Annotated in this window: 14 protein-coding genes; 10 read left to right on the forward strand and 4 right to left on the reverse strand. The window is 54.4% G+C overall.

All coding sequences use genetic code 11. From position 1 onward, the window contains the following. Positions 1-1228: 1228 nt before the first annotated feature. On the forward strand, positions 1229-3109 hold the full coding sequence (locus M2108_RS06625; RefSeq protein WP_277468753.1) for a beta-glucoside-specific PTS transporter subunit IIABC: 1881 nt from the start codon (positions 1229-1231) through the stop codon (positions 3107-3109). Positions 3110-3118: 9 nt separating this feature from the next. On the opposite strand, the gene M2108_RS06630 is transcribed toward M2108_RS06625, so the two are convergent. Then, the gene (locus tag M2108_RS06630) at positions 3119-4162 is read right to left on the reverse strand and encodes an AraC family transcriptional regulator (protein WP_277468752.1); all 1044 of its coding nucleotides are present in this window, start codon (positions 4160-4162) and stop codon (positions 3119-3121) included. 97 nt (positions 4163-4259) lie between these two features. Between M2108_RS06630 and M2108_RS06635 the strand changes: the two genes are divergently transcribed. Both M2108_RS06635 and M2108_RS06640 read left to right on the forward strand, forming a co-directional pair. After that, positions 4260-6854 carry a glycosylhydrolase-like jelly roll fold domain-containing protein gene (locus tag M2108_RS06635; protein ID WP_277468751.1) on the forward strand — a complete coding sequence of 865 codons (2595 nt, stop codon included), beginning with the start codon at positions 4260-4262 and terminating at the stop codon, positions 6852-6854. Between the two features lie 43 nt (positions 6855-6897). Next, entirely contained in the window at positions 6898-8349 is a 1452-nt protein-coding gene (locus tag M2108_RS06640) for a 6-phospho-beta-glucosidase (RefSeq protein ID WP_277468750.1), read from the forward strand. Positions 8350-8453: 104 nt separating this feature from the next. Here the strand turns inward: M2108_RS06640 and M2108_RS06645 are convergent, their stop codons facing one another. Both M2108_RS06645 and M2108_RS06650 read right to left on the reverse strand, forming a co-directional pair. Continuing rightward, complete coding sequence (locus M2108_RS06645) at positions 8454-8948, reverse strand: LURP-one-related/scramblase family protein (RefSeq protein WP_277468749.1); 495 nt, start codon at positions 8946-8948, stop codon at positions 8454-8456. Further along, positions 8945-9853 (reverse strand): AraC family transcriptional regulator, encoded by a 909-nt coding sequence (locus M2108_RS06650; RefSeq protein ID WP_277468748.1) that lies wholly within the window; start codon positions 9851-9853, stop codon positions 8945-8947. Before M2108_RS06650 ends, M2108_RS06645 begins: the two co-directional genes overlap by 4 nt. A gap of 180 nt (positions 9854-10033) precedes the next feature. On the opposite strand from M2108_RS06650, the gene M2108_RS06655 reads away from it, so the two are divergent. The 7 genes from M2108_RS06655 (at position 10034) to M2108_RS31410 (ending at position 20394) form a co-directional block, all read left to right on the forward strand. Beyond that, positions 10034-12190 carry a glycoside hydrolase family 52 protein gene (locus M2108_RS06655; protein ID WP_277468747.1) on the forward strand — a complete coding sequence of 719 codons (2157 nt, stop codon included), beginning with the start codon at positions 10034-10036 and terminating at the stop codon, positions 12188-12190. 262 nt (positions 12191-12452) lie between these two features. Then, positions 12453-14585, forward strand: coding sequence for an alpha-glucuronidase family glycosyl hydrolase (locus M2108_RS06660; protein ID WP_277468746.1), 2133 nt, complete (start codon positions 12453-12455; stop codon positions 14583-14585). Between the two features lie 6 nt (positions 14586-14591). Further along, positions 14592-15386 carry a Nif3-like dinuclear metal center hexameric protein gene (locus M2108_RS06665; RefSeq protein WP_277468767.1) on the forward strand — a complete coding sequence of 265 codons (795 nt, stop codon included), beginning with the start codon at positions 14592-14594 and terminating at the stop codon, positions 15384-15386. Between the two features lie 200 nt (positions 15387-15586). After that, positions 15587-16879 (forward strand): extracellular solute-binding protein, encoded by a 1293-nt coding sequence (locus tag M2108_RS06670; protein ID WP_277468745.1) that lies wholly within the window; start codon positions 15587-15589, stop codon positions 16877-16879. Positions 16880-16963: 84 nt separating this feature from the next. After that, positions 16964-17854, forward strand: coding sequence for a glycoside hydrolase family 2 protein (locus M2108_RS31400; protein WP_346780547.1), 891 nt, complete (start codon positions 16964-16966; stop codon positions 17852-17854). 63 nt (positions 17855-17917) lie between these two features. Further along, on the forward strand, positions 17918-18943 hold the full coding sequence (locus tag M2108_RS31405) for a DUF4982 domain-containing protein (protein WP_346780546.1): 1026 nt from the start codon (positions 17918-17920) through the stop codon (positions 18941-18943). Then, the gene (locus M2108_RS31410) at positions 18940-20394 is read left to right on the forward strand and encodes a hypothetical protein (RefSeq protein ID WP_346780545.1); all 1455 of its coding nucleotides are present in this window, start codon (positions 18940-18942) and stop codon (positions 20392-20394) included. The genes M2108_RS31405 and M2108_RS31410 overlap by 4 nt, the downstream gene beginning before the upstream one ends. A gap of 537 nt (positions 20395-20931) precedes the next feature. On the opposite strand, the gene M2108_RS06680 is transcribed toward M2108_RS31410, so the two are convergent. After that, positions 20932-21399 (reverse strand): hypothetical protein, encoded by a 468-nt coding sequence (locus M2108_RS06680; RefSeq protein WP_280776938.1) that lies wholly within the window; start codon positions 21397-21399, stop codon positions 20932-20934. Positions 21400-21520: the final 121 nt, after the last annotated feature.

The following is a 21520-nucleotide window of genomic DNA, read 5'->3' on the forward strand; positions in this document are numbered from 1 at the left end:
CCCCGTACCCCGTACCCCGTACCCCGTACCCCGTACCCCGTACCCCGTACCCCGTACCCCGTACCCCGTACCCCGTACCCCGTACCCCGTACCCCTCAGTAACTTCCACTTTTTCTAACGGACACCAGCGCCGTTATTTATGGAAATCAGCCTGTTTAATCAGGCTAACGGACCGTAATACCTTTATTTCCAGCTCAAGAGTGCTTTTTACGCGGAAAGACAGGAAATAAGGTCGCTGGTGTCCGTTAGCCTGCAGAAACACGCCTTTTGCTGCAAATAAGCGCATCAGAGTCCGTTAGCCCGAACGTTGGTAATAATATTACTTAACTTCGCAACGACATATTGTGTTTAGAACAGCGACGTACCAACCGAGTCCTGCCTTTACAGGAGGTCTGCGCTGCAGGTGAGCATTTTTGTTGCGTACCCCCTATTTTGCAGCCACTACGTCCACAAGCCACGCATACCTCAGCTTTATAAGCTACTCCCATTCCCGCGCCCCAGCCTATCTGCGTACTACGTCCACACGCTACGCATACCTCAGTTCTATAAGCAACTCCCATTGCCGCGCCCCAGCCTCTCTACGCACTACGTCCACAAGCCACGCATACCTCAGCTCTATAAGCTACTCCCATTCCCGCGCTCCAGCCTATCTGCGCACTACGTCCACACGCCACGCACACATCTGCTCTATAAGCTACTCCCATTCCCGCGCCCCAGCCTCTCTACGCACTACGTCCACACGCCACGCACACATCTGCTCTATAAGCTACTCCCATTCCCGCGCCCCAGCCTCTCTACGCACTACGTCCACACGCCACACACACATCTGCTCTATAAGCTACTCCCATTCCCGCGCCCCAGCCTATCTACACACTACTGCCACATCCCACCCACACAACCGCCCCATACACCACTCCAAATTCCAACTCCTGCCAAAGTTACTCAAGCCACCTGCAATCGCTTCACCTAATCTTAAGTTTGGTAAGTAAATTCATTAAGAACTGACGATACTTTACGTTGGCACCGTTTGTTATCATAACCTTGTAAGGGTATTCAAGGGTAAAGGCCTAACCCGGCGGTACCGGTTTCAGCAAGGAATGTAAACGCTCTACGGTTAATGCTTCGCACAATAATATGGAATATTTGGCATACTGGAATGAGAGGCTTTTTTATTCAGAGGCCGGTAGTTCCTTTTATCCGCTTTTTTCAGAATCAGGGAGGGTCTACTATGGACAATCAGAACTTAGCCCGGGAGATTATCCGGAATGTCGGCGGCCGGAGCAATATCAGCCACCTGGAGCATTGTGTCACCCGGTTAAGATTTACACTTAAGGATGAATCCGTCGCCCAGACGGACACGATCAATAATCTGGACGGCGTTATGACAGTGGTCAAAAGCGGCGGACAATACCAGGTTGTCATCGGCAACAAGGTAAAAGAGGTCTATAAAGAGGTCACGGACCAGCTCGGCGGTGCAGTCGTGTCGAATGATGCAGAAGCAGCGCCACCCGGCAAAAAGAAAAATGCCTTTAACCGCTTCGTCGATGTAATCGTAGGCATTATCTCACCGATCATCGGCCTGCTGGCTGCTGCCGGGATTATTAAAGGGATGCTCGGTCTGGCCACTGCACTGGACTGGCTGGCGGCAACGGACGGCACTTATATTCTGCTGAATGCGCTCGGAGACGGGCTGTTCTATTTTATGCCGATTATTGTCGGCTTCTCGGCCGGCCGGAAATTTAACGGCAATCCGTTTATTCCGGCAGCCATCGGCGCCGCGCTGGTCTATCCGTCAGTTATTACCGCCTACAATGCGGGTGACAGCCTGACGTTTGCAGGCATTCCGGTTGTGCTGGCGAGCTATACCTCGTCGCTGTTCCCGATAATCCTTGCCGCCTGGGTTGCGGCGAAGCTGGAGAAATGGTTCGAACGCAAGCTCCCCGCGTCTTTGCGGCTGTTCTTCGTACCACTCTTTACTATACTGATCACCGGGATTCTGACCTTCCTGCTGGTAGGTCCGGTACTGACGGAAGCAAGCAGTCTGCTGGCGGATGCGACCATGTGGATTTATAATCTCAGTCCGGTCATTGCAGGCGTAGTGCTTGGCGGGCTGTGGCAGCTCATTGTCATTTTCGGCCTGCATTATGCTTTTATCCCGGTGCTGATCAACAATATTACAACCCTTCAGTATGATCCGGTGAATGCGATCCTGAGTGCCTCTGTATTTGCCCAGGTTGGTGCGGCGCTTGGGGTATTCCTGAAATCCAGAAATGCGAAGGTGCGCAGCATTGCCGGTCCGGCCGCCATATCTGCCTTTATGGGGGTAACCGAGCCGGCGATTTACGGGATCTCGCTTCCGTACAAAAAACCTTTTGTCATGGCGGGAATCGCCGGGGCTGTAGGCGGCGGTATTACTGCGGCGATGAGTGCGAAGATGTTCGGCTTCGGCGGCGGAGGGATTTTTGCAGCTCCGATGTTCATTAATCCTGCAGGGCTCGACAATAGCTTCTATGCCTATGTCATTGCAAGTGCGGCGGCCGTCGTTATCGCAACCGTGCTCACCTATCTGTTCGGCTTCAAGGACAAGCAGGAGACTCCAGCGGCAGCGCCGGCAGTATCCGGGGCAAGCAGCACAGTACCAGGGGCGGGTACAAAAACCCAGGTCTACAACTCCATACAAGGTAAGATTATCCCGCTCAGCGAGGTGCCGGACGAAGCCTTTGCAAGCGGTGCAATGGGCAGCGGCTACGCCGTCATTCCTGCGGATAATAAAGTTTACGCGCCGTTCGACGGTACGGTGGTAACCGTGGCGAATTCCAAGCATGCGTTTGCGATTGTGTCAGATGACGGGGTGGAGCTGCTGATCCATATGGGGATTAATACGGTTAAGCTGAAGGGTGCACCGTTCGATCTTAAGGTCAAGGAGAATGATCGCGTTCAAAAGGGCCAGCTGCTGGCCATTGTCGACTGGAACATGATCCGGGACAACAATTTCGAGGTGACGACTCCGGTTATCGTAACAAATACAGCTGATCATGAATCGGTTGTGCTTAAGGCAGACCGCAGCCGTGAAGCCAAGACAGGCGAGCTGGTTCTGAGCATCCGCTAAAATACTGCACTACCGGTGCTGCTTGCGGTAATCGCTTGGCGTCTGGCCGTAGTAGGCTACAAATTTTTTGTAAAAGAAACCGAGATTGTTATAGCCGACCTCACCGGCCACTTCCTCCACCGTCAGCGAAGTATTGGTCAGGAGGAGGCCGGCGCTGGTCATCCGCTGGATCTGCACAAGCTCCTTGAACGTTCTTCCGGTTGCTTTTTTCAGATAGGCGCTGAAGTAATTGGGATGGAAGTTGAAATGCCCGGCTACGGAAATCAGGGTGACGTCTCTATAGTGATCCTCCAGATATTTCAGAATTTCGATCAGATTGGCCCTGCCGGCTTCATCACCGTAATCCTTGTCCTGACCGCCCTGGAACGACTGCAGCAGCTTGCTGAACACAATGACCATATAGGATTCGATAATCTCCTTGGAGCAGAAGCCCGGATCAAACGTTTCGCACATCAGGCTCTCCATCGTCTCCTTGAACGAGATTTCATTGCCGGTATGAAAAATAATGTGGCGGTTGTGGTTATGAATCTGCGAGATCGCATTCACGATGAAATTGGAAATGATCCCGGTCGTCGCCAGCCTGCTCAGAAAACCTGTGGTGAAGAACGGCTTCAGCATAATGAGGTTGATGATGATATCGTCCTCGGTCGTTTCGAGAATGGTATGCGGCACGTTAGTGTCGAGCATGCACAGATCGCCCTCCCGCAGGGTGACGTGTTTGCCGTCGATAATCTGCTTGCACTGGCCGGAGTAGACGTAATTGATTTCCACGTAGTTATGGATATGCATCGGAATTTTACTGTAACGGGAATGCTGGCGGATCGTCATCTGGTTGATGTGAAAAGAGTTTGTGGAGTTAGCGGGAAATTTGGAATCTCTCCATGCCCGGGTTGAATAAGGATCCAGATCCAGAATATATACCGGGCTTCCGGTGATGTTTACCGTTTGGTTCATTTGTTCAAATATAAGGAGACCCTTGTCAGGATCCTTTTTATGACGATGCTCACTCTCCGACAGCTCGGACAGCCGCCGTCTTAATTCTTCTCTCTGCATGGCTGTAGTCCCCCTTTGATCAAAGATAAGATTAACTATATGAAGTTAAGTTTGGTAAGTCAAATTAATAGACAGAGAAGACAGGAGTGGAGCCTTTATGAAAAGACTTACTGAGGTTCTGGACAATAAACAGGAAAACTATGTGCTTCCTTTTCTGTGGCTGCATGGAGAGCCGGAGGCGCTTTTAAGAGAATCGGTTGCCAAAATCCAGGAGGCCGGCATCCACGCCCTTTGCGTGGAATCCCGTCCGCACCCCGATTTCTGCGGTGAGGGCTGGTGGCGTGACATGGACATTATTATGGATGAGGCCCGCCGCCGGGGTATGAAGGTATGGCTGCTGGACGACTCCCACTTTCCTACGGGCTATGCGAACGGAAAGATCAAGTCAGATCATCCGGAGCTGGTCAAAAAATATCTCAAAATCCATCAGCTTGATTTCGTTGGTCCGCTGCAGGACGCTTCTTTTCTTGTAAAATGGGGCAGCCCCGGCAACCGGATGAGCCTGACTGCTACCCCTAAGGCCGTTAACGACAAAATTCTAAGCATCATTGCAGCCCGGAGAACTGGCGAGAACAGCGTCGATCCGGCGAGCTTTGTTGATGTCAGCACTTTTGAAGATAACGGTGTGCTGTACTGGGACATCCCGGAAGGAGACTGGCGGATATTCATCCTGCTGGAGACGATCCACGGCGGGGAGCCCCACACCGAAGGCTATCTGAATCCGCTTGATCCCGAGGCTGTAAAGGTGCTGATCAACGAGGTCTACGAATCCCATTATGCCCGTTATGCGGCGGATTTCGGCCGGACGTTTGCCGGATTTTTCTCGGATGAACCGCGGTTCGGCAATATGCACGGGGCCTTCGGCTCGATCGGCCGGGCAGAAATGGTGCTGCCTTGGAAAGCAGGGCTGCAGGAGCAGTTCACTGCGGAAGAACGGCTGCTGCTGCCGCTGCTCTCAACCGTGGAGGCTGAGGGCGCAGAGCACGCCATCCGCTACAAATACATGGACATTGTAAGCCGTATGTATGGTGAAGCGTTCACCGGAACACTGGCAGCCTGGTGCCGGGAGCACGGGGTAGAGTACATCGGCCATCTGATCGAGGATAACAATGCGCATGCGCGGCTCGGTTACGGAGCGGGACATTTTTTTAGAGCGATCTGGGAGCAGGATATGGCCGGCATCGACGTGGTGCTGAACCAGATTATGCCGGGCATGGACAAGGGACCGTTCAAGTCGATGACGGCGAAGGGCTGGGACGGGGAGTTTTTCCATTATGGACTGGCTAAAATGGGGGCTTCCCTTGGCCATCTCGATCCCAAAAAGCGGAACCGCACCATGTGCGAGGTCTACGGGGCTTACGGCTGGGCGGAGGGCATCAAGCTGATGAAGTGGATTACCGACCATATGCTGGTGCGGGGTGTGACCCATTTTGTACCGCATGCCTTTTCACCAAAAGAGTTCCCGGACCCCGACTGCCCGCCGCATCTCGATGCCAGAGGCCATAATCCGCAGTACCGGTTCATGAGCGTGCTGTTTGATTACCTGAACCGGGTAAGCCATCTGCTGAACGGGGGTCAGCATGTGGCGAACGTTGGGTTGCTGTATCATGCGGAGGCGGAATGGCTGGGTGAGTATATGCTGTTCCAGAAGCCGGCGAAGGAGCTGGCGCAGCACCAAATCGAGTTCGACGTCATTCCGGCGGATCTGATTGCACAGGCTAAGCTTGGCAGCGGCACGTATACGATTAACGGACAGACGTTCAACGCGCTGGTCATCCCTTATGCCGAGGCACTGCCGCAGACGCTGCTGGAGCGGGTTAAGGCATTTACGGATGCCGGTATCCGCGTGCAGTTCATTGACGGGCTTCCGGTGAGAAACGAGCACGGGGAGCAGGTGGACGGCGCGTTGCAGAAGCAGGCGGCGGTATGCGGGCTGGAGGAGTTTACGGCTCAGCTGATAAAAGAAGGCCATCACGATGTGCACGCCTCTGAGCATCAGCCGTACCTGCGCAGCTATCATTACCGTCAGGCCGAAGGCGATGTGTACATGTTCTTCAATGAAGAGCCTTACAAGGTGATTGAAACGACTGTAACACTGAGCGGAAATCGTCCGGTTGTGGCCTATGACGGCTTCTCCAATCAGGTTAAGCCGGTATCGCAGTCGCAGATCGATGGTAAAACTGCGGTTCAGCTGATGCTGCATCCGTATGAATCTGTTGTGCTGCTGGAAAGCCGGGAGGAAGCGGAAGCAGCTCCGCAGCAAGCGAATGAGGCCGCAGAAATCGGTGGAGAATGGAGCGTTTCTTTTGCCACAGCCACAGCTTATCCGTCCTTTTCAGCAGAGCAGACGCTGGTTTCGCTGCAGGATATCTCCAAAGTGGAAGGCAAGGCGCGGTTCTCGGGAACGGTGCGTTATGAGCTGGCGTTTATTTTGGAGGAAGCAGCTCCGGCCAATGCCGTGCTTGACCTGGGACGCGTATATGAGGTAGCCGAGGTTACGCTTAACGGCCAGCAGCTGGGGGTCAAAATCTGCCCGCCGTACATCTTTGATGCAGGCAGTGCGCTGGTCGCTGGCAAGAACCGGCTGGTGGTTGAGGTAACGAACAACCTCGGCAAGCAGGAGCAGGATTTCTTGTCCCAGTACATGATCCACGAGCCGTCCGGGCTGCTGGGTCCGGTGATGCTGCGGTAGGTAACAGCTGAAACAGAAGCAGAAGGAGAAGGAGCATAATATCATGTCAAAATATACTTTTCCCGCGGGTTTCCTGTGGGGCGGCGCAATTGCGGCCAATCAGACGGAAGGGGCTTACCGGGAGGAAGGCAAGGGGCTGACGACGGTGGATCTGATTCCGTCCGGGCCGCAGCGCTGGCCTGTGATGGGCGGAAAGCTGGATGCTTTTGAGCCGCAGCCGGGGCTGATGTATCCGTCGCATGAAGCGATCGGCTTTTATCACCGCTATAAAGAGGATATTGCGCTGTTCGCGGAAATGGGCTTCAAGGCGCTGCGTGTATCGGTGTCCTGGGCGCGGATTTTTCCTAAAGGAAATGATGCTGAGCCGAATGAGCCGGGGCTAGAGTTCTATGATAATCTGTTCGATGAGCTGCTGAAATACGGGATACAGCCGGTGGTTACAATCGCACATTTCGATGTGCCGGTTCATCTGGTGCAGACTTACGGAAGCTGGAGAAACCGCAAGCTGGTGGGGTTGTTTGAGCGGTACGCCATTACGCTGTTCACACGATATAAGGACAAAGTGAAATACTGGATGACCTTCAACGAGATCAATATGCTGCTGCATCTGCCGTTTGTCGGCGCGGGGCTGGTCTTTCGTGAGGGGGAGGATAAGCGGCAGATCCAGTATCAGGCGGCCCATCATCAGCTGGTGGCGAGCGCGCTGGCTGTGAAGGCTTGTCATGAGCTTATCCCTGATGCGCAGATTGGCTGTATGCTGGCCGCCGGATCAACTTATCCGTATGTGTGCAATCCGGAGGATGTATGGGATGCGATGAATAAGGACCGCGAATCGTTCTTCTTCATCGATGTACAGTCCCGCGGGGCGTATCCGGGCTATGCCAAAAGATTTTTTAAGGATAATGGAATCACGGTTGAGATGGAGCAGGGCGATGAGGAGCTGCTGAAGCACAATACCGTGGATTACATCGGCTTCAGCTATTATGCCAGCCGGACTGCCAGCACGGACCCTGAGGTGCTTGGCCGGATGACCAGCGGCAATGTGTTTGGCTCGGTCGATAATCCGTATCTGCAGAAGTCAGCCTGGGGCTGGACGATTGACCCGCTGGGCTTCCGCATTACGGCCAATCAGCTGTATGACCGGTACCAGAAGCCGCTGTTTGTGGTCGAGAACGGGCTGGGCGCTGCCGATGAACCCGGTCCCGGCGGAGAGGTAGCCGACGACTACCGGATCGACTATCTGCAGAGACATATTGCCGCCATGGGCGAGGCGATCACGGACGGTGTCGAGATCATCGGCTACACCAGCTGGGGCCCGATCGATCTGGTCAGCGCCTCAACCGGGGAGATGAACAAGCGCTACGGCTACATCTACGTCGACAAGGACAACGCCGGCAACGGTACCCTGCAGCGGAGACGGAAGAAGAGCTTCCACTGGTACAAGCAGGTTATTGCCAGTAACGGCGGGAACCTGTCGGCGGATGGACTGGGCTAGGATAAGCCGCGTATAAGATGAAATCAGAAAAAACACCTTCAGGGGGATAGGCTCTGCCGTTAGGCGAGGTTCCTGGAGGTGTTTTTTTGACGGAATAAGAGTAACTACTGAGAAGAAGCCGCCCCCGCCGCATGGTCAGCTTTTACGCAGTCAATCGCCACTACAATCGCAATCATGATGGCTTCCATCTGTTCATTCAAAATCTGAATTTTGTAGCTATCGCCCCAAGTGAACCACTCCTTGTTGACTTCACCTATAACGGAACCGCGCTGTAAGACCTGAAAGTTCATGTCCCACCAGTTGCCGCGTACCTCAATGCCGGCTGAATCAATCGTATAGCGTGCTTTTAAAAAGGAAAATTCCTTCTTGATCGTCAGCACTTCCCGGCCGTTCACCTCAACAAAAAATTTCGGCAGGAAGCTGAACACCTTTTTCGAAATCAGTGCGACTTCTTCTCTTCGGGCATTCATAATGGAGAACGTTTTGGGAATCTGCATAAAGCTGCCCTCTACAAAATAAACATCCTGCTCCTGCTCGTTCTTTACAGTGAATTTTCCGCTTAGACTGAAAACTTTCTGCTTCATGTAGAGCTGCTTCATAATGAGCCTCCTTCGCGGTACTCGCGCGGTGATTTGCCGTACCAGCGCTTGAACTGGCGGCTGAAGTGGGCGATATCCCGGTAGCCGAGAATCGAGGAGATGTGGCTGACCGGCAGACGGAGATCGTCCAGCAGCACCTTGGCCTCATGCAGCATCTGCTGGGATAAGAACTCTCTCGGTGAGAGGCCGAACACCTGCCGGAAAACGCGGTAGCAGTGTGAGGAGCTGATACCCAGCTCTGCCGCGATATCATCGACGCCAAGCGTCCGGTCTTCCTGTGCATCCTGCTTGAACTGCTGATAGACAAGACCTTGCAGGCGGCTGCGGATCTGATGGGCAAGCTCGACCTTTTCATAGCTGGCAGATGCCTGCAGGTTGGCCTCAACAGAGAAGGCTTCCCACAGCTGGCCGAACAGTTCAAACACAGCAGACTGCAGCATCATCCGCTGTGACATTGTGATGTCACCCTGAATCTGGCGGGAGATATCAACCAGCCGGGTTAGTGAGGGCGTTAACTTATGGGCAATCGTGCTGTCAGCCTTGAACAATACATGATGCAGCCGGCTTAAGAGCGAGATGAGAATTTTATCGTCGATATCAAAATGGATACAAAAATACGTGAACGGCCGCCCGTTGCCGCTCTGGCTGGAGTGTGAATCTCCCGGCCGCAAAAGAACGAGATCACCGGCACGCTGCGTATAGCTGCGGCTGTTGACGATGATCCGCTGTTCCCCGTCCAGCACATAGTTGAACTCATACTGCGGATGGGCATGAATTGGATAACTCCATGCACCGCTTACCATCCGCAGATGCATGCCGAACAGGTTCAGCGTTGTTTTGACGTCGGGGATAATGATTTCACTAATGTTCTGGCCGAGTTCAGGCGGCAAAAAAGCCGAAGCCATAGGCGGTTCCTCCTAGCTCTTCAGGTTCACTGTACGTTTTCAGTATACCGAAGATTGGCTTGATTTGGGTAAAAATCTGCCTGATTTGGCAATGTCCCCGCACAGAGCCCCATGATAGGATGAGGATAGGCAATCTATAAACTGCCAAACTCGCATGCTGCGTACCAGGAAGGAGCCATTATGACAAAATCTAATCCATTCTATAATGTCCAGCATTCACCTATCGGGGCATTTGCAAGCTTTACACTCGGTTTTAAAGGTAAAAACGGAGGGCTCGGGCTGGAGCTGGGCAAACCGGCTGACCAGAATATGTACATCGGATTTCAGTCTGCGGACGGTGAAAGCTATGAGGTGCTGCCCTTTTTTGAGCAGGTGGCAGATGCCGGAGCCAGATATGATATAGAAAAAGCGGATGAGACCGCCAAAATCAAATTGAAAGCGTTTCAAGACGAGGCGATCAGCCGGATGCTGGGAACAGCGAGCGATACATGGCAGGCTGGAGACCTGACCTTCAAGGTGTACTCTCCTGTCCGGTCCGTACCTGATCCGTCCACCGCTGATGATGAATCGCTAAAAGCAGTGCTGCTGCCGGCGGTTTTTGCTGAGCTTACACTCGACAATACCCGGGGCACCTTTGCCCGCAGAGGCTTTTTCGGCTACGAAGGCAGCGACCCTTACAGCTCCATGCGCAGGCTGGGCGATACGAGCGGAGGCGCTTTTCAGGGGATCGGACAAGGCCGGCTGACGGCGGTTGCCTGTGCGGAGGAAGGCGTGCAGTCGGCGCTCGGCTTTACCATGGAAAAGATTCTGGAGGCCAAGCTTGAGCATAATCTGTCCTTTGGACTGGGCGGCACGGGTGCCGTATTAATGGAGGTACCGGCGGGCGAAAAGCGGACGTACCGGTTTGCGGTTTGCTTTTACCGCGGCGGTCTGGTAACTACAGGAATGGATGCCTGCTATGCGTATACCCGCTTTTTCCGGAATGTCGAGGAGGTGGCCGGCTATGCGCTGGAGCATTTCGGCGAACTGACCGCTGCCTGTACGGACGCTGATGCCTGGATTCACTCGGCCGGGCTTAGTGCAGACCAGAGCTTTATGCTGTCACATGCAATTCACAGCTATTACGGAAGCACGCAGCTGCTGCATGACGGGGAGAAGTATCTGTGGATTGTCAACGAAGGTGAATACCGGATGATGAATACGCTCGATCTGACGGCGGATCAGCTGTTTTTTGAGCTGGTGATGAATCCGTGGACGGTACGGAATGAGCTGGAATTGTTCGTGGACCGCTACAGCTATGAGGATAAGGTTGTGTTTCCGGGCGAAACCAGGGAGTATCCGGGAGGAATCAGCTTCACCCACGATGTCGGCGTAGCCAATGTGTTCTCGCGTCCGCAGTATTCCGCTTATGAGCTGGCGGGGCTGGATGACTGCTTTTCCTATATGAGTCATGAGGAGCTGGTGAACTGGCTGGTCTCGGCGCTCGTCTATATTGAACAGACCGGGGACCGTGAATTCGCGGATAACATGCTGCCGGTGCTCCGGGCCTGCTTCGAGAGCATGCTGAACCGTGACCACCCGGACAAGGAACAGCGCAACGGCCTGATGGGACTGGACAGCAACCGGACGCAGGGCGGAGCCGAAATTACCACTTACGACAGTCTGGACACCTCGCTGGGACAGTCACGCAATAACATTTACATGGCGGGTAAATGCTGGGCGGCCTATGTGGCGCTGGAGAAGTTTTTCGGGCAGGAGGGGCTGGCGGTGCTGGCGGCGGAAGCGGGACAGCAGGCGGAGAAATGTGCTGCTTCTATTGCTTCGCAGTTAAATAGTGAAGGATTTATTCCGGCCGTCATTAACGAAAATAATGATTCCCGTATCATTCCGGCGATCGAAGGGCTGATCTTCCCGCTCTTTACCGGCTGTGAGGAGGCGCTTGATCCGGCCGGCCGGTTTGCCGGGTACCTCAGTGCGCTGAACACGCATCTGCAGACCGTACTGGTTCCGGGCGTCTGCCTGTTCGACGATGGCGGCTGGAAGCTGTCCTCCACCAGTAATAACTCCTGGCTCAGCAAAATTTATCTCTCGCAGTTTATCGCCCGAGAGATTCTGCATCTGCCTTGGGAGGAGAGCGGCCGGGCAGCAGACGCCGCCCATGTAAGCTGGCTGCTACATCCCGAGCTGTCCTACTGGTGCTGGAGCGACCAGATTCTGGCCGGCCTGATCGGCGGCAGCAAATATTACCCGCGCGGCGTTACAGCCATCCTCTGGCTGCTGGAAGGCACGGGCAGCCGGTCATTGACGGAACTGGCCGTGCAGGCAGGCGCTAAATAAATTGTGCAGATAAAAGCTGGCACGCTCTATAACTGCAGTTTGTGCAACTAAAAGCAGGGGAAATCCGCGTTTGGACAAAATAGCTGCATTTGGTACAGCTAAACCGGCTGAAATCGGGCTGAACGGGCTTAATCCGCCGATATAGGTGTACGGAGTACACTTAAAACGGTTAGAGGAGCAAAAAGGGCCGGAATAGCTGTATAAAGTGCAGCTAAAGTTGTTAAGTAACAATAATCAGCAACGATCAGGAGGGGATTTCCGGATGAACGAAGCAAACAGGATCAGCAATCGGACACAGGATCATGGCTATAATGCCTGGTTAAGCTATCCCGAGCTTCCGCAGGGCAGCTTGCAGGAGCAATATGTGAAATGGTGCCGAGCGGTGAGCGTTACGGAGACGGATGACACAATCCAGGCTGCGCTGGCGGAATGGAAGCGCGGTGTTGCCTCGATGCTGGGTATTCAGGTACAGGTGCGGGCAGAAGCTGCACCGGCGGAAACAGCAGCCAATGCCCCGGAGCATACTGCCGGGACCGGCTCAGGTCCTGTCGTTGCCTTCGGCACCTTTGGGGGCGGGAACGCGCTGATTAGCAGCGTGTTTGCAGAGGCCGACATCCGCAAGGTTGGCCTCGAAGGCTTCGCCATCCGCACCAGCGCAGAGCATAACTGCATTGCTGTCGGCGCTTCTACACCGGCAGGCGTACTCTACGGAGTATTCCATCTGCTGCGGCTCATTGGCACGCTTCAGCCCATCGGGGCGCTTGATGAGACAGTGAATCCGATCAACAGCCTGCGGATGATCAACCATTGGGATAATTTTGACGGCAGTGTGGAGCGCGGCTATGCCGGCAGGTCTTTTTTCTATGATAATAACCGGTTTATCGGGGATATGGAGCGGGTACGCGATTATGCGCGCCTGATGTCCTCGGCCGGGATCAATGCCATTGCTATCAACAATGTGAATGTGCATGCACTGGAGACACTGTTCATCTCGGAGTATCTGCCGCAGGTGGCTGAAATCGCGGACCAGTTCCGGGTGTATGGCATCCGGCTGTTCCTGAGTGTGAATTTTGCCGGGCCAATGCAGGAAGGCGGGGCGGGTACCGCCGATCCGCTCGACCCGGGCGTACGCCGGTGGTGGCAGGACAAGGCGGCTGAAATTTATCAGGCCATTCCTGATTTCGGCGGATTTGTGGTCAAGGCGGATTCGGAGAACCGTCCGGGGCCGTTCACTTACGGGCGCGACCATGCCGACGGGGCCAACATGCTGGCTGAGGCGCTGGAGCCGTTCGGAGGCATCGTCATCTGGCGCTGCTTCGTGTACAACTGCAAGCAGGACTGGCGTGACCGCAAGACAGACCGGGCAAGAGCGGCATATGATCATTTCAAACCGCTGGACGGCAGATTCAAGGACAATGTCATCCTGCAGATCAAAAACGGGCCGATGGATTTCCAGGTCAGAGAGCCGGTCTCCCCGCTGTTCGGGGCACTTACGCAGACGAACCAGATCATTGAATTCCAGATCGCCCAGGAATATACCGGCCAGCAGCGCCATGTCTGCTACCTGGTTCCCCAGTGGAAAGAGGTGCTGGAGTTCCAGACCCTGGCCAAAGGCGAAGCTTCTCCGGTGAAGCGCATCGTGGACGGCTCGCTGTGGGGCAACCGCCTCAGCGGAATTGCCGCGGTGTCCAATACCGGCAATGACACCAACTGGACCGGCCATCTGCTGGCCCAGGCCAACCTGTACGGATACGGCCGTCTGGCCTGGAATCCTGAGCTCAGCGCAGAAGCCATCGCCGCTGAATGGATTGCCCTGACCTTCGGCAGTAATCAGGAAGTGGCGGATGTAATCAGCAGAATTTTGCTGGATTCATGGGGAATTTATGAATCTTACACGGCACCGCTCGGGGTGGGCTGGATGATCAATCCGGAGCATCACTATGGCCCGAATGTGGACGGCTATGAATATTCGCAGTGGGGCACCTATCATTACGCCGACAATCAGGGGATCGGAGTCGACCGGACGGTGAAGACGGGAACCGGATACAGCGCCCAGTATATCGGCAGCAACGCTGCCCGCTACGAGTCGCTAGAGGAATGCCCGGATGAGCTGCTGCTGTTCTTCCACCATGTGCCGTACACCCATGTGCTCCATTCCGGCAAAACCGTAATCCAGCACATTTACGATACGCATTTTGAAGGAGCGCAACGGGCGGAAGGGCTGTTATCCTCCTGGCAGACCTTGAAGGACAAGGTTAGAGAGGATCTGTATGTGCAGGTAGAGCAGCGTCTTACAGGGCAAGCCGCGCATGCGAAGGAATGGCGTGACCAGATCAACACGTATTTTTACCGCAAAAGCGGAATAGAAGATCAGTTGTCACGTACCATCTACTAAATGGACATGACAATGACTTTCGGAACGATCATTGACTGGCTGACGGCTGGAATTCCCGTGCCGGAGCAGACGGTAGACAGGCTGGAAACAGGAACACCGGAGACGGAGGTGCGGGGAATTGTCACCGCATTTACCGCCTCGCAATATGTGATAGAACAAGCGGCTGCCCTTGGTGCCAACCTTATTATTTCGCATGAGGGGATCTATTACAGCCATCATGACCAGCGGGAGCAGCTTGGGCATGATCCTGTATACCGGAAAAAGTCGGCGTTGATTGCCGAAACGCAAACCGGTATTTACCGTTTTCACGATTATGTGCACCGCTATACACCGGACGGGATTACCGAAGGGCTGATTGCTTCACTGGGCTGGCAGGAGTATGTGACGGAGCACCGCCCGGCGGTGTCCCTTCTGACGCTCCCGCCCATGACGGCCAGAGAGGCCGCAGAGCATGTGAAGGGCAAGCTGCAGATTGCCTATGTGCGTGCAGCAGGAGATCTTTCGGCGGCCTGCAGCACAATAGGCATCCTGGTCGGCTACCGGGGCGGGGGCCAGCAGGTGATTCCCCTGTACGGTGAAGAAGGGCTGGACCTGATTATTGCCGGCGAGGGACCGGAATGGGAGACGCCGGAATATGTCAGGGATGCGCTGCAGCAGGGGCGCAGCAAAGCATTGATCATGCTTGGACATGCCGAAAGTGAGGCCCCGGGCATGAAGCTGCTTGCAGAACGGCTGGCCGCACAGTTTCCGGAGGTGCCGGTGCATTTTATCCAGGATCGTCCGGTGTTTGAAGTGATTTAACTCCTGAACCTCCTTGCTGGCAAGGAGGTTTTTGGTTTTGCCTGAGTGTCATATTAACGGGACAATGCAAGCTTTTTTATGATAATGACAATCCATTTTGCATATTGAACATCGCTCCGGGCGCTGGTTATAGCTTACATTGAAGGTGCATGAAATCGCACAGTATGTTCGCCGGACCAGAATTCACAGTGGAGGTCATCATGTTGATCAAAAGTTGGAGAGAAGGAAGGGCCAGGCATTCAGCCATTTTTTTACTGGGTATTGTCCTGCTTGCCGGAGGATGCGGAGACGCTAATAATGAAAGCGCTTTGAAGACACCTTCGGGCAATCCGTCTGCGGAGCCCGCTGATTTTTCCTATCCGATGCCGGGGGATATCACACTCACCTTTATGAATGAGCAGCTGGGCGGGACGCCGGAGCGTCTGCCGATCGATGACGAGTATGAGCTCAGGACAGGTATCCGGATCAGGCAGCTCGGAGGCACGCCGATGACTGACCAGAAATTCAGTCTGCTGCTGGCATCGGGCGAGCTGCCGGATATTTTTCTCAATACGTGGCTGCAGTTCCCCGGCGGTCCCGATAAAGCGGTGGAGCAGGGCTATATTCTCAAGCTGAACGATCTGATCGGCCTATATGCGCCCAACCTGAAACGGACACTTGCCAAGCATCCGGAAATTGACAAAATGATCAAAACCGACGCCGGCACCTACTACGCCTTCCCGTTCATCCGTTCGGAAACCGGCAGGGTATACGGCGGACCGATTATCCGCCGGGACTGGCTGGACGAGCTGGGGCTTGGCATCCCGGAGACGATTGACGAGTGGCATACGGTACTGACCGCTTTTAAAGAACAGAAACAGGCTGCTGCCCCGCTGACGCTCCGGACGCTGTTTCTGGGTGAGCGGACCGGCGGTTTTGCCGGTGCCTTCGGGGTGATGGGCAATTTCTACGTCAATGACGGGAAGGTAGTCTTTGGGTATCTGGAGCCGGGCTACAAGGAGTATCTGAAGACGATGGCCCAGTGGTATAAGGAGGGTCTGATCGACAAGGATTTTGCCTCCATCGATGCGCCGACTGTAGATAAAAAAATGACCTCCGGCGAAAGCGGAGCGACAATCGGCTGGCAATTTTACATTGAGAGCTACAATTCGGCAGCACGGGCAGCCGGGGAACAGGCAAATTTTGCAGCCGCCCCGTATCCGGCAGCCACCAAGGGGGAGACACCGGAGTTCGGCCAGCTCGACAATGCCTATGCCGGAACTTACTCCGCGGCTATTTCGGCTAATACGAAGCATGTGGAGGCGGCGATGCGGTGGCTTGATTATGCTTTTACCGAAGAGGGCAGTATGCTGAATACCTTTGGCATCGAAGGAATTACGTATACTTTGGTGGGCGGTGAGCCGGTGTACACAGACTTTGTGGCGAATAACCCGGATGGTATTTCCAGTGATAAGGTGATGCTCAAATACTCGCACAGCACGAATTTCCCATGATTCAGCAGGCTGCCTATGAACGTTATCTGAAGCGCTGAGACCGGGCGGGTATCCGGAGAAAAAGATACAGGAGGAGAGTACAGGATGAACACTGCACGTAAATGGAACGGGGGCTGGCAGTTCAGCAAGCAGCCGCTGGGATCTGAGCTGACAAAAGTAATGGCGCTGGCGGACTGGATGCCCGTTACCCTGCCGCATGACTGGCTGATTTACGATACGAATGCGCTCTATGAGAACGGGGAGGGCTGGTACAGCAAGACGCTTACTCTGGATAAAATACCGCCGGAGCGCTGCTGCTCTCTGCGGTTTGAAGGCGTATACATGGATTCTGCACTGTATGTGAACGGACAGGAGGCGGGGGAGTGGAAGTATGGGTATTCCACTTTTGAGTTTGACATTACGCCTTATCTGCAGGAAGGCGATAACAGCATTGTGATGCGGGTCGTCCATGAATCGCCCAATTCCCGCTGGTACTCCGGGGCAGGTATCTACCGCTCGGTGTGGCTGCATGAATATCCGCTGAGCCATATTGCTGCAGACGGAATCTACATTGCTGCACGGCCGGCAGACGGCGGGAACTGGACGGTGGATGTGGATACAGAGCTGAGGCTGGCGGACACTGCACACCGGCCGGGGGAGAACGGGCAGAATCATGCAGCCGGCGGGGAAAAGGCAGCGTACACGCTCCGCCATACAGTGCTGGACGGGGACGGTAATGCTGTGGCCCGGGAGGAGTCCGCAGTGCTGATGGCGGATGGCGGCGGGACCGTGCATGCCCACAGCAGGCTGGCAGTGGAGCAGCCAGCTCTCTGGGATATTGCCAGCCCGAGCCTGTACTGGCTCAAGACGGAACTGCTGGCCGACGGGACCGTTATCCAGGAGGAGTGTGAGCGGTTCGGCTTCCGGACAGTGGAGCTGGACAGTGACAAGGGATTTTTCCTGAACGGCCGCTCCTTTAAGCTGAACGGGGTGTGACAGCACCATGATCTGGGTGCGCTGGGGGCGGCGGTTAATACGGCTGCGCTACGGCGGCAGATCGTGCTGCTGCAGGAGATGGGTGTGAATGCCATCCGCACCGCCCATAACATGCCTGCGGTTGAGCTGATGGAGCTGGCGAATGAAATGGGCGTGCTGATCGTTTCGGAGGCGTTTGACATATGGGAGCGCAGCAAGACGCCTTACGACTACGCCCGTTTCTTCCCGGATTGGTGGAGGAAGGATATTGCCAGCTGGGTCCGGCGCGACCGGAACCGCCCGAGCCTGATCATGTGGAGCATCGGCAACGAGATCTATGATACCCACGCGGGCGAGCGGGGCCAGAAGGTTACCCGGATGCTGCAGGATGAGGTGCTGCTGCATGACCCGCGCGGCAACGGTTTTGTAACGATCGGCTCGAACTATATGCCGTGGGAGAATGCACAGAAATGTGCAGACATCGTCAAGGTTGCCGGGTATAACTACGGCGAGAAATATTATGAAACACATCATGCCGAGCATCCGGACTGGATGATCTACGGCAGCGAGACCTGTTCGACGGTGCAGAGCCGGGGAGTCTATCATTTTCCGCTGGAGCAGCCGGTGCTTGCCGACGATGACCTGCAGTGTTCAGCGCTTGGCAACAGTTCAACCAGCTGGGGCGCGAAAAATACAGAAACCTGCATCACCGGAGACCGGGATGCCAAGTACTCCCTGGGACAGTTCCTCTGGACCGGCTTCGACTATATCGGGGAACCGACGCCGTACCATACCAAGAACTCTTACTTCGGACAGCTGGATACCGCCGGATTCCCGAAGGATTCCTATTATATTTATCAGGCGGAATGGACGGATTACCGCACCGCTCCGATGATTCATATCTTCCCGTACTGGGATTTCTCGGAAGGGCAGCTGATCGATGTCCGTGTCTGCTCTAACGCGCCGCGGATTGAGCTGTTCCTGGATGACGTCTCCCAGGGTACGTATGACATTGATCATGAAAACGGACTGCAGCTGGTGGGGAATTGGAAGCTGCCGTATAAGGCGGGGGTTCTCCGGGCCATGCCTATGATGAACATGGCCAAGTGATAGCCTCGGTGCAGCGTGCTTCCTTTGGCGATGCCGCCTCCCTTGTGCTGGAAGCAGATAAGCGGGAGCTTACAGCTGACGGGCAGGATCTGATCTTCATCACGATTACTGCCGCAGATGCAGCGGGGCTGCCGGTGGAGAACGCCAATAACCGGGTGCGTCTCAGCATTGAAGGGCCGGGACGGCTGGTCGGCCTGGATAACGGGGACAGCACCGATTACGATGCCTACAAAGGCTCAAGCCGCCGGATGTTCAGCGGCAAGCTGCTGGCGATAATTGCCGGCACACTGGAGCCGGGGGCGATTACGCTGCGCGCGGATTCGGCAGGTATTGCCGGTGCTGTGATCGTGCTGCAGTCCGTGCCTGCTGTTACGGATACGGGGGCAGAGCCGGAAGAACGGGTGCTCTATGCGGATTGCCCGCTGGAAGCCGGGCGGGGAGCCGGCTTGAAGGCTGGGCGCGCCAGCGGCGAAGCCTTGCTTGAGGTGCCGGTGCGGAAGCTGGAGATCCTCTGTCCGGAAGGCACGCTGCTGACACCGGATAAGTCCGGCTTGCCCATCCGCGTGAAGCTGCATCCGGGGAACGCCACTTATCATGATGTAGAATGGCGCATCACCAACGCGGCTGGAGTAGATTCCAATATCGCTGCGCTTGAGGTTAAGGAACAGGAAGTGCTGATTACCGCTCTGGGAGACGGCGATGTCTTTGTGCGGTGCGGAGTGCGGAACGGGGCAGAGGGCATCCGGATCTATTCACAGATGGAGATCAAGCTTAGCGGCTTCGGCCAGGCTTATCTGAATCCGTATGAATTCATCTCCGCTGCCTATCATAGCAGCGCCAGCTACAACCTGACCAACGGCAATGAACGCGGCGTAGCGACGGCGCGTGAAGGGGAGAGCCTGATCTGCTTCGAACGGATCGACTTCGGCAGCTACGGCGCAGATGAATTGACAATGCCTGTATTCGCACTGGACAGCGAAGAATATCCGATAGAGATCTGGGAAGGAATTCCGGGCCAGCCGGGCGCAGTGCTGCTGGATACGGTGCTGTACCAGAAGCCGTCCCGCTGGAATGTATACCAGGAGGAGACGTACATGCTCTCTCGGCCGCTGCGCGGAATGACAACCCTTTCCTTCATCCTGCGGAAAAAGATTCACCTCAAGGGCATCCAGTTTGCCCGCCGGCTCAAAGCATTCGCCCGCCTCAGCGCCCTGGAGAACAGCCGGATATACGGCGATACCTTCTCCGTCACAGAGAATGCGGTTGAGGGGATCGGCAACAACGTGTCGCTGATCTACGAGGACATGGATTTCGGTAGGCAGGGGGCAGTGCGTCTGCAGATTTGCGGCCGTTCCGGGCTTGCTAACAATACCGTGCACCTGCTGTTCCTGCCGGGCAGTAACTTTGACCTGCAGTGGTTCCGGTTTTTGCCGAACGGTCAGGGAGACTGACCCTTTGAAATTGAAACAGCGACGGCCATGGACAAGGAAACAGGTCCTGGCTGTCGCTGTTTTTATTGAACGAAAGTTCCTCGTTAGAGTATCAACAACTACCTCTTTTCCTTACCTTTAATCAGTCTGAATATTTTACTTTTCTTCCCCATTGAAGTATTTAATGGATTCCCAAGCGGCGTCTACATTCGATGCATCCGCCGGAATAGCCAGAATCTCAGAACCAAATACATATCCTGTTGACTTCCGATCCTTAGAATCCGCAGGGACCGCAGCAATACTAAGCATAAGCGGTCTATAATTTTTCACTTTACTTTTTGCTGCTTGCAAGGATTGCAGCTGATTGATAGAGGCTACTATCATAGCCGATCGATGACTACGTAACCAAACCGTTCAACCCACTTGAGCGAGCATACGCTCACCGGAGACTGGAACTTCCAGCTTCCTGTGGAGAAAAACTATAGACGAAAAGCCAACGGCCAAAGTGAGCCTTTGTAGAATTCAAAGCAAGTTGTAGTTGACGATGAAGACTCCACCCTAAGGTTGATATGGAGGGACTTCCATTACCTTTAGTCTACCGTCAACTCTTTTAATTGTGTAGGTAAACTTATCAGTGATTATGTCGGACTCCTGTGTCTGGAACAAGGTTCCGTCTTCATGCTGAAACGTAATCACGAATTTATATTCATCCTTGCTTACCTCAGTCTGATCAAGAATTTCTTTAAGAGAGATATTAGGAATCAGCTCTAGATACTGATTGAATAATTTTTGCTCGTTGTCAGGGTCTGTTTCAGGAAATAAATTCATGAACCCCTGGTAGCTACCGCCGTATAACTCGACCAATGTGTCAGCATCTCTATTAACGATGGCCTGCAAATATTGCTCCAACGTATGCTGCACATTCTCATCAGGACTCATCTTTTCTGAGTTTACCCTATTATTGTTGCTGCATCCCGCAAGGAAGAAAGCACAGATGACGCATGCGAATATCATTTTCTTCATCATTCATTTTCTCCTATTCTGTCATTTGATTTTTGCCTTACACATCTTTAGAGTGTGTAACATAATTATATATTTGAAATTCCTGTCTTGTCGCTCGGTTTGGGTGACATATTTAAAGGGAAGG

This window comes from Paenibacillus sp. PastM-3 (genome assembly GCF_029893965.1).
In the GTDB taxonomy this organism is placed as follows: Bacteria; Bacillota; Bacilli; order Paenibacillales; family Paenibacillaceae; genus Paenibacillus_AQ.

Bases quoted from the DNA above. Each gene is read 5' to 3' on its own strand.
- M2108_RS06625 (WP_277468753.1), top strand. From the start codon at position 1,229: ATGGACAATCAGAACTTAGCCCGGGAGATTATCCGGAATGTCGGCGGC.
- M2108_RS06630 (WP_277468752.1), bottom strand. From the start codon at position 4,162: ATGCAGAGAGAAGAATTAAGACGGCGGCTGTCCGAGCTGTCGGAGAGT.
- M2108_RS06635 (WP_277468751.1), top strand. From the start codon at position 4,260: ATGAAAAGACTTACTGAGGTTCTGGACAATAAACAGGAAAACTATGTG.
- M2108_RS06640 (WP_277468750.1), top strand. From the start codon at position 6,898: ATGTCAAAATATACTTTTCCCGCGGGTTTCCTGTGGGGCGGCGCAATT.
- M2108_RS06645 (WP_277468749.1), bottom strand. From the start codon at position 8,948: ATGAAGCAGCTCTACATGAAGCAGAAAGTTTTCAGTCTAAGCGGAAAA.
- M2108_RS06650 (WP_277468748.1), bottom strand. From the start codon at position 9,853: ATGGCTTCGGCTTTTTTGCCGCCTGAACTCGGCCAGAACATTAGTGAA.
- M2108_RS06655 (WP_277468747.1), top strand. From the start codon at position 10,034: ATGACAAAATCTAATCCATTCTATAATGTCCAGCATTCACCTATCGGG.
- M2108_RS06660 (WP_277468746.1), top strand. From the start codon at position 12,453: ATGAACGAAGCAAACAGGATCAGCAATCGGACACAGGATCATGGCTAT.
- M2108_RS06665 (WP_277468767.1), top strand. From the start codon at position 14,592: ATGACAATGACTTTCGGAACGATCATTGACTGGCTGACGGCTGGAATT.
- M2108_RS06670 (WP_277468745.1), top strand. From the start codon at position 15,587: ATGTTGATCAAAAGTTGGAGAGAAGGAAGGGCCAGGCATTCAGCCATT.
- M2108_RS31400 (WP_346780547.1), top strand. From the start codon at position 16,964: ATGAACACTGCACGTAAATGGAACGGGGGCTGGCAGTTCAGCAAGCAG.
- M2108_RS06680 (WP_280776938.1), bottom strand. From the start codon at position 21,399: ATGATGAAGAAAATGATATTCGCATGCGTCATCTGTGCTTTCTTCCTT.